This window comes from Johnsonella ignava ATCC 51276 (genome assembly GCF_000235445.1).
Classification (GTDB): domain Bacteria; phylum Bacillota; class Clostridia; order Lachnospirales; family Lachnospiraceae; genus Johnsonella; species Johnsonella ignava.
This window is the reverse complement of the sequence record NZ_JH378829.1, coordinates 47,988-62,794: the sequence shown is the minus strand read 5'-3', so window position 1 is coordinate 62,794 and position 14,807 is coordinate 47,988. Positions and strand designations below refer to the sequence as shown.

Annotated in this window: 11 protein-coding genes; 9 read left to right on the top strand and 2 right to left on the bottom strand. The window is 35.6% G+C overall.

Going from position 1 to position 14,807, the window contains the following annotated elements:
• Positions 1–69 precede the first annotated feature (69 nt).
• The 8 genes from HMPREF9333_RS00315 to HMPREF9333_RS00280 all read left to right on the top strand — a co-directional run bounded on the left by HMPREF9333_RS00315 (position 70) and on the right by HMPREF9333_RS00280 (position 11,217).
• Positions 70–1,890, top strand: a complete 1,821-nt coding sequence (locus tag HMPREF9333_RS00315) for a bifunctional homocysteine S-methyltransferase/methylenetetrahydrofolate reductase (RefSeq protein ID WP_005538973.1) — start codon at positions 70–72, stop codon at positions 1,888–1,890.
• The gene (locus tag HMPREF9333_RS00310; RefSeq protein WP_005538972.1) at positions 1,877–4,339 is read left to right on the top strand and encodes a U32 family peptidase; all 2,463 of its coding nucleotides are present in this window, start codon (positions 1,877–1,879) and stop codon (positions 4,337–4,339) included. The genes HMPREF9333_RS00315 and HMPREF9333_RS00310 overlap by 14 nt, the downstream gene beginning before the upstream one ends.
• Before the next feature lie 62 nt (positions 4,340–4,401).
• Positions 4,402–4,857: an NUDIX hydrolase gene (locus tag HMPREF9333_RS00305; RefSeq protein ID WP_005538971.1), complete on the top strand. Its 456-nt coding sequence runs from the start codon at positions 4,402–4,404 to the stop codon at positions 4,855–4,857.
• 7 nt (positions 4,858–4,864) lie between these two features.
• Positions 4,865–5,488, top strand: coding sequence for a hypothetical protein (locus tag HMPREF9333_RS00300; protein WP_005538970.1), 624 nt, complete (start codon positions 4,865–4,867; stop codon positions 5,486–5,488).
• Between the two features lie 158 nt (positions 5,489–5,646).
• Positions 5,647–6,150 carry a dihydrofolate reductase gene (locus tag HMPREF9333_RS00295; protein ID WP_005538969.1) on the top strand — a complete coding sequence of 168 codons (504 nt, stop codon included), beginning with the start codon at positions 5,647–5,649 and terminating at the stop codon, positions 6,148–6,150.
• A 169-nt stretch (positions 6,151–6,319) separates the two neighbouring features.
• On the top strand, positions 6,320–7,210 hold the full coding sequence (locus HMPREF9333_RS00290) for a sulfide/dihydroorotate dehydrogenase-like FAD/NAD-binding protein (RefSeq protein ID WP_005538968.1): 891 nt from the start codon (positions 6,320–6,322) through the stop codon (positions 7,208–7,210).
• Positions 7,210–8,622, top strand: a complete 1,413-nt coding sequence (gltA, locus tag HMPREF9333_RS00285; RefSeq protein ID WP_005538967.1) for an NADPH-dependent glutamate synthase — start codon at positions 7,210–7,212, stop codon at positions 8,620–8,622. Before HMPREF9333_RS00290 ends, gltA begins: the two co-directional genes overlap by 1 nt.
• Before the next feature lie 468 nt (positions 8,623–9,090).
• Positions 9,091–11,217 carry a DUF5050 domain-containing protein gene (locus HMPREF9333_RS00280; protein WP_005538966.1) on the top strand — a complete coding sequence of 709 codons (2,127 nt, stop codon included), beginning with the start codon at positions 9,091–9,093 and terminating at the stop codon, positions 11,215–11,217.
• A gap of 191 nt (positions 11,218–11,408) precedes the next feature.
• On the opposite strand, the gene HMPREF9333_RS00275 is transcribed toward HMPREF9333_RS00280, so the two are convergent.
• The gene (locus HMPREF9333_RS00275; RefSeq protein ID WP_005538965.1) at positions 11,409–12,836 is read right to left on the bottom strand and encodes a polysaccharide deacetylase family protein; all 1,428 of its coding nucleotides are present in this window, start codon (positions 12,834–12,836) and stop codon (positions 11,409–11,411) included.
• A gap of 57 nt (positions 12,837–12,893) precedes the next feature.
• Positions 12,894–14,096 (bottom strand): cofactor-independent phosphoglycerate mutase, encoded by a 1,203-nt coding sequence (locus HMPREF9333_RS00270; RefSeq protein ID WP_005538963.1) that lies wholly within the window; start codon positions 14,094–14,096, stop codon positions 12,894–12,896.
• 417 nt (positions 14,097–14,513) lie between these two features.
• Here HMPREF9333_RS00270 and HMPREF9333_RS00265 point away from each other — a divergent pair.
• The coding region (locus tag HMPREF9333_RS00265; protein ID WP_040882005.1) for a helix-turn-helix domain-containing protein at positions 14,514–14,807 on the top strand (294 nt) is incomplete at its 3' end.

The following is a 14,807-nucleotide window of genomic DNA, read 5'->3' as shown; positions in this document are numbered from 1 at the left end:
AATTCAGGGGTTTTTACAGCCCTCTTGAAAAAGAAAAGTAATTGGAAAGACTATAATATATCAACATAAATGATTAATATAAGAGATTTTTTAAAAAGAAGGGTACTGCTTTTTGACGGTGCCATGGGTACATATTATGCCCGGATTTCAGGAGATATGAGCCTGGGCTGCGAACAGGCAAATATAAAAAGACCTGATATTATAAGAAATATACATAGAGAATATATAGATGCCGGGGCTATGGCAATAAAGACAAATACATTTGGCTTATCATACTTTGATACATCACATGAAGAAATTCAGAAAAGAAATGAATTAATAAGTGCCGGCTATGATATTGCTACAGAAGCTGCGCAAGATAAAGCTTATGTATTTGCCGATATAGGACCTGCGGCAGGTGCTTCTGAATCAGAAACCGCTGACATATATATATCACAGGCGGAAATATTTCTAAAAAAGGGAGCCTTAAATTATATTTTTGAGACTTTAAGCGGCAGTGAGGGTATCTTAAAAGCGGCAGAATTTATAAAAAACTTAAAGCCATCAGCCTTTATAATAGTATCTTTTGCAGTGCTTCCTGACGGATATACCAGAGATGGGCGTTATTATAAGGATCTTATTGAAAAAATGCAGAAAAGTTCCGTTATAGATGCGGTTGGAATCAACTGTATATCAGGTGCCGGGCAAATGTATGAACTTGTAAGAGAATTTGATTTGCTTAGGATATTTGAGTCAGGAAAATATCTTAGTGTTATGCCAAACGCCGGATATCCTGTAATAAGGGGAAATCAGAGTGTGTTTGACGGTAATGATGCTTACTTTGCTTCAAAACTTAAGCAGATATACTCTTATGGTGTAAGAATAATAGGCGGCTGCTGTGGCACCACTCCGGAATATATAAAAAAAGTTGCACAGGATCTTTCAGGAGAAGCTCCAAAATCCGTATTTGTCGAAAAGATAAAGCCTGAATCTCATAAAAGTATAAAGAAGTATACAAATGTTTTTTTGGACAGACTGAAAACATGGAAAGATACTTCAAAAAAGGTTATTGCTGTTGAACTTGACCCTCCTAAAGACGGAGATGCACAGCTGTTTTTACAGAATGCAAAGAGGCTTAAAGATATCGGGATAGATATACTTACAATATCCGATTGTCCTATAGCAAGAGCCAGAATGGACAGCAGCCTGCTTTCATGTAAGATAAAGAGGGAGCTGTCAATGGAGGTTCTGCCCCATCTTACATGTAGGGATAGAAATATAAATGCAACCAAGGCACTGCTTTTAGGGCTTTATTCAGAAGGGGTGCATAATGTACTTGCGGTTACTGGAGATCCGGTACCGACAGCAGAAAGAAGTGAGGTTAATGCTGTTTATCAATTCAATTCGAGAAAGCTTGCTTCATATATAACTTCATTAAACAAAGATATTTTTAATGACAGCATAAAGATATTTACAGCACTAAATATTAATTCAAAAAATTTTTCTGCTGAACTTAAACGTGCACAGCTTAAGATTGAATGTGGCTCAGTGGGTTTTTTAACGCAGCCTGCATACAGTCAGGAATCATTTGAAAACCTTAAGATGGCAAGATGCAAGCTTGATGCACTTATACTGGGAGGTGTTATACCTTTAATAAGTAAAAGGAATGCCGTATTTATGCATAATGAAGTAAATGGTATAAGTATACCTGAGGATATAATAGATAGTTTTGAAAATCTTACACCTGATGAGTGCAAAAAACATGCGATAAAGCTTTGTCTTGATGTGGCGGCAAGGATGTATGAAGATGTTGACGGCTATTACATTATAACTCCTTTCCAAAAAATAGATATCATTGAAAAAATAATATCAGGCATACGTCAGGGAGTGAATGATTATGGGTTACGTTGAACTTCTTGCACCGGCGGGATCATATGAGAGCTTGAAAGCGGCTGTAAATGCCGGTGCGGATGCAGTATATATAGGAGGGGCAAGGTTCGGTGCGAGGGCTTATGCCGACAATCCGGATGAGGAGCTTTTTATAAAAGGTATGGATTATGCACACAGATTTGGTGTAAAAGTCTATATGACAGTCAATACCTTGCTTAAAAATAATGAGATAGCTGAGCTTGCAGATTATATAAAACCATATTATGAAGCCGGACTTGATGCTGTGATAGTACAGGATTTCGGCGTATTTTCTATTATAAGGGAAAATTTTCCGGCTCTTGATATACATGCAAGTACGCAGATGGGAATACTTGGTGCCGGAGGGGCAAAAAAGCTGTTTGAGATGGGAGCTTCGAGAGTGGTTCCGGCAAGGGAGCTGTCATTTAATGAAATAAGAGAAATTAAAAAAAACTGTGATATTGAAATAGAATGTTTTGTACACGGTTCTTTATGCTATGCGTATTCAGGACAGTGTCTTATGAGTTCTATTATAGGTACAAGAAGTGCAAATCGTGGGAGATGTGCCCAAACATGCAGGCTGGCATTTGACCTGTATAATCCTGTAAAGAATGATATAGCAGGAGGTAAAAATCGTACTAAAAAATCAGCCTTTACCAATTTGGATGCTAAAAAAATAGCAGGAAAGGCTTATGCTGAAAAATCTAATAAAATTGGAATAAACAATAAATATATAGGTAATAAAACAGGTATGCTTAATGCAAGCGGTGAAAAAAATTTGCTTAGCTGCAAAGATTTATGCAGCCTGGATTTGCTTCCTTCAATTATAGAGGCCGGAGTTGATTCACTTAAAATAGAAGGCAGGATGAAATCTCCGGTATATACTGCTGGGGTAGTAAGTATATATAGAAAATATCTTGAACTGTATTATAAAAGCGGAACTAAAGGCTATAATGTTGAAGCTTCTGACCGTAAGGCTTTGCTTAATCTGTTTGACAGGGGGGGGCAGACTGACGGCTATTATAATAAACATAATGGCAGGGATATGGTAGTAATGTCAGCAAAACCTGAATTCAGAGAAACGGATACTTCACTTGTAAAAAATATTCAGGAAAAATATATAGATATAGAAAACAAACTAAAAATATCAGGGACTGTGGTTCTAAAAACAGGTGTTCCGGCAAAGCTTGAACTTCATGCTGAGATTTTAAGCAGGGATAAATCTTTACAATGCAATAATATAAAAATATCTTATACCGGTGAAATACCTCAGAAGGCATTAAAAATATCTACATCAAAAGAAGATGTTATAAAACAGCTTTTAAAAACAGGCAATACACCATATAGTTTTAAAAATCTTGAAGTAGTGATTGAACCCGAACTTTTTATACCAAATATACATTTAAATGAATTGAGACGAAAGGCTATTGAAGCACTTGACTTTGAAATTTTAAAAATATTTAGAAGAAAATACGAACCTGCCGGATATGATAATGCCGGAGGCTGCGATATTTCGGCGAAATTATCACCTGATTTGCAAAAAGCAAAAAAAGATGATATTAAGCTGCATATAGTATGCGAGGAAAAATCCCAGCTTGAAGCAGTTATTGATTTCTGTGTAAGAAATGTAGAAAAAGTCGGTATACAAAACAATGCAAAAAAATTGTATACGGAGCATAGTAAAGAAAGTTTTCCGGTAAGCGAGTTAAGTTTTGAGGCGGATACGATTTCTCCCCGGTTTTGGGAAATTAATGTTAAAAAAATGCACGATATAGGGATAAAGGTAAATTTATATATGCCGCATATATTCAGAAAAGAAGCATCAGAATTTTTTGATTTAAACAGGAAATATCTTATTGCAGCAGGTTTTGACGGTTTTATAATAAGATGTCTTGAAGCGGTAGATTATCTGAATAATGTGTTTAAAGGATATGAAAAACCTTTTTATATATTTGATTACAATATGTATGCATTTAATGATATTGCAGGCAAATGTGTTAAAAAAATGGGAGCAGACAGGCTGACATTACCTGTAGAACTTAATCTTAAGGAATTAAAAGGACTTGGATACGAGGATTCTGAGCTTATAGCCTATGGCAGGCTTCCTATGATGATTTCCGCACAGTGTCTGAGAAAGAATACGATTGGTTGTGATAAAAAATACAGCACGCTTATACTGAAAGACAGATATAACCGTGATATGCCTGTAAAAAACAAATGTGAATTTTGTTATAATACTATTTATAATTCGCTTGCACTTTCAACTCTGGGGATTTCAGACAGTGTAAAAAGTCTTGGAGTAAATATTATAAGGTTATATTTTACAACTGAAAGCTCTAAAGAGTGTGTTCTGATAATTGAAAGATATATAGAATGCTTTATCATGGATATTAAAACAGGGGAGTTTTCTGAGAACTTTACACGGGGGCACTTGAAACGGGGGGTGGAATAGTTTATACTAATAACCGGATAAAAGTAAATACGCTAAAAGCTTATCAACAGGAAAGGACTGCAATGAAGGAAGCAATAAGCTGCGGCGGTGTGGTTATATACAGAGGCAAGGTACTGACACTTTATAAAAACTATAAGAATAAATATGAGGGGTGGGTACTGCCTAAAGGAACTGTGGAGAAGGACGAAACTTTTGAACAGACTGCTTTAAGAGAGGTCAGGGAAGAAAGCGGGGTCAATGCCAGCATTATAGCTTATATAGGCAAAAGTCATTATACATTTAACTCATATAGCGGTATAATTGATAAGGAAGTGCACTGGTATCTTATGTCCGCAGACAGCTTTTACAGCAAGCCGCAGAAGGAAGAATTCTTTATGGATTCGGGATATTATAAATATAATGAGGTATATCACCTGCTTAAGTTTGTAAATGAACGCAATATTCTTGAACAGGCATATAATAAATACCATGAATTAAAAAAAGATGGCGAATGGCCATCTGTAAAAAACTGGAGATAGATAATTTGTGATAATATTTAAAAATACTTCTGTCATGAATCTTGAAAATGCCATACGTGGTGCAAGAAATCCTATGAATTCATGGGCAAAGTCAGACAGCTTTTATGATAACGAGGGAAATTATATTTTAGGTGAAAACGATTTAAGTCTTGCAAAAAGACTCAGAATAGCAGGAAGCGATCATAGAAAATATCTGAGACAGGTATTTGTAAGTGTTGATATAACCGCTCCTATGTACTGGTGGAAGGAATATGACACCTACAAAGTGGGTACAGTCGCAAATTCCACCTCCACAATGCATAAAATTCATACAAAGAAATTTGAACTTAGTGATTTCTCATATGACAGGTTAAGCAGTTTAGGGCTTGATGCTATGGAATATATAATAAAAGCTCTTGAGGCTGCAAGGCTTAGCTTTATAAACAGCAGAAACAGTGATGACTGGTATGATATGATACAACTGCTGCCCTCAAGCTACAACCAGATGAGAACCTGCACACTTAATTATGAATCACTTATAAATATATATTATGCAAGGAGAAATCATAAGCTTAATGAATGGCATGTTTTTTGTGATTGGATAAAAAAACTGCCATATGCGAAAGAACTTATAATTTGTGATTTAAAGTAAGTTTATAAAAATTAAATGACAGTATTAATACAGGCCGGGTTTTAAGCCGGATTATAAAAGTCCTGTAAAGTTTCTAAATGTTTTTTACGGCAAAATTTATGCATTCATTGTTAAATTATACATTTAGGAAAATTTTATAAAACCATGGGAGGTCATATATGAATATAATCTGTGCAGTTGATAAAAACTGGGCAATAGGATTAAACGGCAATCTTTTAGTATCAATACCGCAGGATAAAAAGTATTTTAGAGATGAGACATTAGGAAAAACTATAATTATGGGAAGAAAAACATTTGAAGATCTGCCGGGCGTGGCTGCACTTTACGGAAGAAAAAATATAGTGCTTTCAAGGGATAAATCGTTTAACCCTGAAGGCACTATTGTTTTAAGGGATTTAAAAGAATGTCTTGACTATATTAAAAAAGAGGAAATTCCTGATGAAGAAGTGTTTATAATAGGAGGTGAGAGTATATACAGCCAGTTTTTACCTTACTGTGATATTGCACATATTACATATATTGATTATGAATATAAGGCGGATCGTTATATGCATAATCTTGATAAAGATTCAAACTGGCAGCTTGTACTTGAGAGTGATGAGGAAACATATTTTGATTTAGTATACTATTTTAGATTATATAAAAGACGGAATAATATATAGAATGTTATATAGCTTAGTGATAATTTAAATTTATATTTTATAGGCATTATTTTTTGATATTTTATTATCAGTAATAGTGCTTTTTATGCTAATCTATGTTATAATACCCCTGTACATTATAATTTTAGTTAAAAGCTCATAAAACTATTAATGTAAGAGGAGAATAAGTATGTTTAAGATTATGAAAAAGAGACTGCTTGCCGACAATATCTATTATATGGATATTGAAGCGAGAAATGTCTCAAAAAGATGCCTTCCGGGTGAATTTGTAATCGTAAAACTTGATAAGTACGGTGAAAGAATACCGCTTACAATTACAGATTACGACCGTCAGAAAGGAACTGTTGCTATAGTATTCCAGGCACTTGGTGCTTCAACCAGGCTTATGGCTGAGCTTGAGGAGGGAGACTATTTTATGGATTTTGTAGGTCCTCTCGGCAATGCAAGCGAGATGATCTCTGAGGATATAGAGGAACTTAAAAAGAAGAAAATTTTATTTGTTGCAGGCGGTGTTGGAACAGCACCTGTATATCCGCAGGTGAAATGGCTTCATGAGCATGGTATACCATGTGATGTCATAATAGGAGCAAGAAATAAGGATTTGCTTATACTGGTTGAAGAAACCAGAAAAATTGCCGGAAACCTTTATATAGCAACAGATGACGGTACGGCGGGAACAAAGGGGCTTGTTACTGATGTAATAAAGGATCAGGTTGTAAATAAAGGTATAAAGTATGATCTATGTGTTGTTATAGGACCTATGATAATGATGAAATTTGCATGCATGCTTACAAAAGAGCTTGGAATTAAGACAATTGCAAGTATGAACCCTATAATGGTTGACGGCACAGGTATGTGCGGCGCATGTAGGCTTACAGTAGGAGACAGTGTAAAGTTCGCATGTGTTGACGGACCTGAGTTTGACGGGCATCTTATAAATTTTGATGAAGCTATGAAGCGTATGCAGACCTATAAGACCGAAGAAGGAAGAGAGCTTTTAAGAGTACAGGAAGGTGAAAGCCACCATGGAGGATGTGGTATATGCGGAGGTGAAAAGTAATGGATAAAACTAAAAAAGTGCCTGTTGCTGAACAGGATCCACATGAGAGGGCAACAAATTTTAAAGAGGTTTGTTTAGGATATACTTATGAAGAAGCGGTTGCAGAAGCATCACGCTGCCTTGACTGCAAAAATGCAAGATGCATAAAGGGTTGTCCTGTAGCAATAAATATACCTGCATTTATACAGCAGATACTTAATAATGATATTGAGAAGGCTGCCCAGATAATAGGAGAGTCGTCATGTCTTCCGGCGGTATGCGGGCGTGTATGTCCACAGGAAAGTCAGTGTGAGGGCGTATGTGTAAGAGGTATAAAAGGAGAAGCGGTATCAATAGGAAAACTTGAAAGATTTGTAGCTGATTGGGCAAGAGAACATAAGGTAACTCCTAAAGTAACCGCTGAACCGAAAAACCAGAAAGTTGCGGTCATAGGTTCAGGACCTGCCGGTCTTGCCTGTGCAGGAGATCTTGCAAAACTGGGTTATGAAGTTACTATATTTGAGGCACTTCATGAGCCGGGCGGAGTTTTGATGTACGGTATACCTGAGTTTAGGCTTCCTAAGGACGGAGTAGTGCTTCCTGAGATAGAAAATGTACTTAAGCTTGGAGTAAAAATAGAAACCAATGTTGTAATAGGAAAAACATTTACTATAGATGATCTTTTTGATGAGGAAGGCTTTGATGCCGTATTTATAGGTTCAGGTGCAGGATTGCCTATGTTTATGGGAATCCCGGGTGAAAATGCAAATGGTGTATTTTCCGCAAATGAATATCTTACAAGAAGTAATCTTATGAAGGCTTTCAGAGACGACTACTATACACCGATAACAAGAGGTAAAAAAATATGTGTTGTAGGCGGAGGAAATGTTGCTATGGATGCAGCAAGGACCGCTTTAAGACTCGGTGCTCAGGTCCATGTTATTTACAGAAGAAGTGAGGCGGAGTTACCTGCAAGAGTAGAGGAAGTGCACCATGCTAAAGAAGAAGGGGTAATATTTGATGTACTTACAAATCCTACCGAGATTCTTTCAGATGAAAAAGGCTGGGTTAAAGGTATAAAAGTAATCAGGATGGAGCTTGGTGAACCTGATGATTCAGGAAGGAGAAGACCTGTTCCTATAGAGGGAAGCGAATATATTATAGACTGCGACACAGTTATAATGTCGCTTGGAACCTCACCTAATCCGCTTATATCAAGCACTACAAAGGGTCTTGATATAAATAAAAGAAGATGTATCGTAGCTGATGAACAGGTGGGAAAGACAAGCCGTGAAGGTGTATTTGCCGGGGGTGATGCTGTAACCGGAGCTGCCACCGTGATTCTTGCCATGGGTGCAGGAAGAGCAGGTGCAAGAGGTATAGATGAGTATCTGACGGCAAAAAGGCAGGCAGGGACTGTTAATGCCAATTAAACTATAAGGCTGAAAGCTTCTTTTTAAATAAGGTTAAATGTCTCAAACTTATTATTGAGCGGATTTAATATTAAAATATATAGTGATTAATATTTTTATACAGATTAGGGATTGTAAAATATATTACTTCATAGTTTAATACGGGATATAGAATTACAACAGATTATAACTATATATAAAAACTGCCGGAAGTTTTTGCTTTATATATATTATTTAAGGTATATAATATTTGTTTTTGCCTGAATATATTATAAAATTAGACTTCCGGTATTTTATTTAATTTTGCAGGTGCAGTTATTGAGTTTTGACAAGTAAAATTATGAAATGCTTATTACATCTCATAAATTTTCAGAGTTATAGTGTTGGAAATAAAGATATAGAAAGCCTATTTTTAAGGGTTTAAAAATTATATTGAGTCTATAATGCCTTTACAAAAAGTGAAGCAGTATTTAGATGGGAGGAGAGATTATGATTTGTAAGAATTGTGGGAGGAAAAGTTATAGCAATGGAGATCTTTGTAAAGAGTGCAGTTATTTATTAAATCATAATAATCATGATAATTTTTACAATGACAGGGGTCCTAATTCAAAGTTAATAATTCCGGGTGTTTTGTTATTGATTATATTAGTATGTATTTTACTCTTTCCATTTTTAAAATCTAAGGCCGGCTTTAAAGGAGAGAAATTTTCCGCAATAAGTGCGTTATGTGATTCAGGACCTGCTTCAAATGTTTTTGCAGGAAGTAAAACCTTAAGCGACGGAAAGGATCTGTTTTTTAAAAATCCTTATGATACACAAAGATTGTATGCAATGGATGATGCCGGAAATATTAGGAAAGTATCAGATATTTCACCTGACAGTATGTTCTATTATAATGGTTACATATATTTTACAGGTGCGGTAAATGATATCGATACATTAGGAACTAAGGGGCTTTATAGAATAAAACCTGATGGTAAAGGGCAGGAGCTGCTTTTATCTTTTTATATAGATATAGGTGTTTTTGAACTTGAAACCTTGTATGACGGAAAGCTTTATTTTGTCTATAAAGAGAATAGAGAAGCTGCAGCAGAGATTTGTTCGCTTAACATAGAAACAAAAGCAATAAGACAGCTTCATAGTATACCTGATAACCTTTTTGATGATTATGCTTATTTAAATGTTACAAAGTATGGTATTTATTTTCAAGATGGAGAAGGTCTTAAAAAACTTAATGAAGACAATACAAAAACGAAAACAATAATTAGAGGTTTTAAAGCCGGTATATTCAATGTTTATAAAGGCTATGTTTATTATGTAGAAAAATCACAGGACTCCGTTCCGATATTAAAAAAAGTACGTTTGGATGGAGAAAATGAAAAAACTTTATTTGAGCCTGAAGAAAAATGGGCAAACAGAATTAAACCCATTGTATATAATGACAAATTATTTTTTCTTGTAACTTCGGATGATGAAAAAGAATCTATACAAGGAGTTTTGTATACATGCGGTCTTGATGGAGAAAACCTTGAAATTGTAAGTGAGAAAGCAAGTAAAATAAGTATAAATAACGATAATTTGTATTACAGTTATGAGGATTCGTTTGATATATTTAATTATATGAATTATGGAGAGAAGTTTGAAAATTTGCGCTCCAATCCAATGTATAAACGAAGCATAGGAAGCGGCGGAAGTCTGGCAGCTGAAGAAATATTTTTTGACCCACGTCCGTTAAATAGAGGCTGGCAAAGTTTTGATCATCCCAGTAGTATATATAATACATCTAAAAAAGATTTTATTGAAACAAGGTATTATTACTATGATGACAATGGTCAACTTTATAAAGATGGTTGGAAGAATATAGACGGAGAGGATTATTGCTTTGCAAATGACGGGCATATGCTTTGTGAGGAGTTTTCTTCAGATGGAAAGTTTTTGGGTAAGGATGGGAAGGTTTCAGGCTTTGTTGCTCCATATAAAGAAAATCTGACTTTTTTTGAAGATTCTTTTATTACTATGGTAAGTAACTCTTATAAAGACAGACCGGAGGAGTTTAGCGAAAACAATGTGTCTGAGCTTATTGAAAGGGACGAGGTATATGAGCTGACAAATATGTTTCTGGAGTCTCAGCAGATTTTTTCGGCTGAAGATGTAGAAAGCTTAAAACCGGGACATTCATTTAGTGTGAGAGGTATTAATTTAGTTTTAACTGTAACAGGTTATGAGGGATATAATGATAAATTTAGAGGCTACTGTGTCGGGTTAAAACAAACAAGATATCCAAATTTAGAATTTAAACTTGCTAAAACTCACGGAGATAATAAATATGCTTTATTATTTAATGACGGTACAAGCATCAAACCTGCAACTGTGTCTATATATCGTGGCAGCCTTTATTTCAGCAAAGATGCAGTATACAAAATTTTTATATCTACTTCCCAGGGACTTAATCTTATGCCTGTCCAATTAGCTGATTATTATAATAGATATAAGGAAGAAATGAAACAAATATCAGGTGAAGAAGATTTATTTTACTTTAGTGCAGCATTAATGGACTATGACAGGGGAAAGGAAGACAGTAAATATTATATAAAGGAAGTAATGCAGATAGAATAAATATATAAATAAATAATGTATTTGCCGTCATATCATTTCAGCAAACAATTTTATTGCAAATATAATAAATATATAAAGAGGATACCGGAATGAACCGCCCACTTTAAAGTAATATGCTCTCTTCTAAGCAGGCAAGTGAAATAATAAACGCTTGTTACTTAGGAGAGAGCATATTTTATGCTTTTAGACTGCTATGAAGTTATAACGCCCATTTCAGCAGGACGACTTTTATCATAGACTTCGTTCGGGTCAAAGAGATCTGTAAGCTTGGCTTTATCAGGATTGTCTATATCGGTTTTCATTCTGTATCCGTCAAGATTTCTTCTGCCCATCCTTAAATTATCAGTGCCGAATTGAACCCAGTATTCACTTGAGTCCACTGTGCAGAAATACCTAAAGCCGAGGTTGTACATATACTTATATCTTTCATTATCAGCTTTATACGGATGCCAGTCGGCAACGTCAGTACCAAATGGGTAAAGCAGTATATCAACAGGACCTATAAGTGAGTTGACTTCATTATTCCATTTATCACAGTCAGCTTTGAAATGATCCATATCAATTCTGCCAAGGTGTTTATGTCCCCAACTGTGGGATGCAAGTTCCCAACCGTCTTTTTTAAGTGCTTCAGCTATCTCACGCACAGTCTGCTTATCCGATTCAATATTCGGATTTTTACCCTCATATGAAGGAGTTGTTCTGTATCCATATACACCCTCATAGCCTGTAACCGCTATTATAGCCTTTGCACCTCTATATGAAAAATCAGGGTGTGCATCAATAAATTTATTTAAAATAGGTATAAGATCATAATCTCCCCTTACTTTACTGCCGTCATCAAGATCCATCTCACATGTAACCCTGCCGTCATCACCTATTACAAGTCTGTTTGCAAATCCGTCTTTTTGCATGTAAGGGTAATAATTTACGTCATCTTGAGACATGACGATAGGTTTTTTGCCGGGAGGCAGCATTATATCACCTTTTACCATCTTAGTCTCTCCTGTTTGTGAATCAGTTGATTCATAACCTACATCATGAATTTTAACAAGTACAAATCCTCTTTTATACATTTCATCAAGCATTTTTTCAAACTCACCTATAGTAGTCATAACCTGATTGTAGCCCATCTGGCGGTCATCACCGTCAAAAGCTTTTGATTTATCATAAATGAGTGTATGAAAAAATACATGCGGCACTTTTGTAACATCCGCTTTTACAAGTGTTGTCTTAGTCTCCTCATAGCCTGCTATAGCTGCTGTAATTTCAGGTCTTGTCGTATATCTTGCATCAGAGCTTAAAAGTTCTATTGCTTTGTCATAATCGTAACCGGCGGCAAGCCTGTCTGCTTGTTGTATAAGTGCCTTTATCTCCTCTTCATCTGATATTTGGGGTTGTGTCTGACTTTCAGGGTTATTTTCCTGTGAAGCTGTCTGTCCGGAGTTATTACCTGTTCCTGATACAGCCTTTATAATTTGGTAAGTACCAAAAGCTACAACTCCTATAAGTACTATTATAAAACAATAAATTCCTACGACCTGTATCATCTGACGTTGTTTTAATTTTTTTCTTTTCTTTATAAGTTCAGAGTGGAAGTTGGATTCCTTTAAATCTGACATAATACTTTAAGTCCTTTCACATTTTATAATAACCGGTAAAAAATATCAGTATTACAATTACAAAATCATCCTTCGTATAAGCATATATCCTTTTTCAATATAAACTCCGGTATTAGTACATGAATCCTCACAGTAGATATTTTCATGACTGTTAAAATCGGTATCTGAACGATATAGCAGAAACGGGACAGGATCATTTGTATGTTTTCTTATTGAAACGGGGGTGGGGTGATCAGGGAGTACAAGCAGTGAGAAATCCTCACCGCAAGCTTTAAGTGCTTCTACAAGAGGGGTTACTATATATCTGTCAATTCTTTCTATGGCAAGCATTTTACATTTATAATCTCCGTTATGCCCGCAGGTATCAGGGGCTTCACAGTGTATATATACAAAGTCTTTATTTTTTTCAAGCAGAGCATCAAGTGCGGCGGAGCATTTTGCATCATAATCAGTATCAACAGTTCCGTCAGCACCGCTAATGTCGGCGGCTTCAAGACCGGCACACAGACCTATGCCCTTTATAAGATCAACTGCTGATATTACAGTGCCGTTTAGATTAAATTTATTGCTGAAACTTTCAAGCATGGTTTTTGTACCTTCTCCCCAGAACCATATTGAATTTGCAGGTTTTAAACCTGCAGCTTTGCGCTCTATATTTACAGGGTGATCCTGGAGTATAGCAGAGGCTTTCTTCATAAGGTTAAGGAGGAGGCTGTCCTTAGGAAGAAACTGCAGTATCTTTTTATAGCAAATATCATTTGGGGGTATAAGCTTTGAGGTTAATTTTCCCCTTTTAAGTACAAAACAATTTCTATAGGAAGTACCCGGGTGAAAACTGTATTCTATCGTGTCAAGTTTGGCTGCGATATCTTTTATAAGTACGGCTGCCTCTTTTGTACTTATTTCACCGGCACTGTAATCAATTATCTTTTTATTTATAAATTCAGGTTCATCTGAGAGTGTTACCAGATTGCATCGTATAGCAGTCTGACCTTCATGCAGGTCTATGCCCATACCGATTGCTTCAAGTGGAGCACGGCCGGTATAACATTTTTCAGTGTTATAACCTAATATGGACAGATTGGCAACATCGCTGCAGGGGGACATTGTATCAGGTACTGTTTTTACCATGCCAAGCAGTGAAGCAGGTGCCAATGAGTCAATTGTAGGCTTGTATGCCGCTTGCAGAGGAGTACGCCCGGCAAGTTCTTTTATAGGGAGATCAGCCATACCGTCTCCCAGTATAATAATATATTTCATATGTTTTGCGGTGTTTTATACTGTCCTTTCATTTAAAATATAGACCCTCAGTTTATAAAAGCATAATTTATAACCGGTATTTATAATAAGCAACAATTTATAATGTTAATGCTTTATTATAATTCAGGCAGATATGTTTATAGAGCATTATTGTTAAAAAAGTGTGTTCTTTATAAATTATTAAGGTATAAACCTACTTTTGAAAACCTGATTTGATGTCAATACTAAAAAGTATATATCAAAAGGACTATAAAGACAAGACTAATATCTTACATACATCAGTAAATTGATATCTGGTAAAATGAAAAAGTTACTTCCAGTTATCTTTCCTTATCCTGATTTTAGTTTTTCAATAAGTACTTTATGAAAGACTTACTTCCGGCTATCCTATTACCTGTGATGTTCATAGGAGAAAGGATGACTATTATGAAAGCAAAACATTTAACTTTAGATGACAGGAAAGCCATTCAGGAAGGCATAGAAAGACGTCTTTCAAAAACTGCCATAGCTAAATCTATTTCCAAAGATCCTACTACTGTTGCCAAAGAAATAAAACTTCACAGAACAGTTAAACAGCGAAACCGTTTTAACTCTCCTGTCATGTGTGCTAAATTGAAAGAGTGCAAAAAACCACGTAAGTTCTGCTCGGAAAGCTGCATTGATTATGTAGAACAGCCTTGTACTATGCGTGACCGTTCCACAGGCGCATGT

Bases quoted from the DNA above. Each gene is read 5' to 3' on its own strand.
- HMPREF9333_RS00280 (WP_005538966.1), top strand. From the start codon at position 9,091: ATGATTTGTAAGAATTGTGGGAGGAAAAGTTATAGCAATGGAGATCTT.
- gltA (WP_005538967.1), top strand. From the start codon at position 7,210: ATGGATAAAACTAAAAAAGTGCCTGTTGCTGAACAGGATCCACATGAG.
- HMPREF9333_RS00275 (WP_005538965.1), bottom strand. From the start codon at position 12,836: ATGTCAGATTTAAAGGAATCCAACTTCCACTCTGAACTTATAAAGAAA.
- HMPREF9333_RS00295 (WP_005538969.1), top strand. From the start codon at position 5,647: ATGAATATAATCTGTGCAGTTGATAAAAACTGGGCAATAGGATTAAAC.
- HMPREF9333_RS00290 (WP_005538968.1), top strand. From the start codon at position 6,320: ATGTTTAAGATTATGAAAAAGAGACTGCTTGCCGACAATATCTATTAT.
- HMPREF9333_RS00315 (WP_005538973.1), top strand. From the start codon at position 70: ATGATTAATATAAGAGATTTTTTAAAAAGAAGGGTACTGCTTTTTGAC.
- HMPREF9333_RS00270 (WP_005538963.1), bottom strand. From the start codon at position 14,096: ATGAAATATATTATTATACTGGGAGACGGTATGGCTGATCTCCCTATA.
- HMPREF9333_RS00305 (WP_005538971.1), top strand. From the start codon at position 4,402: ATGAAGGAAGCAATAAGCTGCGGCGGTGTGGTTATATACAGAGGCAAG.
- HMPREF9333_RS00310 (WP_005538972.1), top strand. From the start codon at position 1,877: ATGGGTTACGTTGAACTTCTTGCACCGGCGGGATCATATGAGAGCTTG.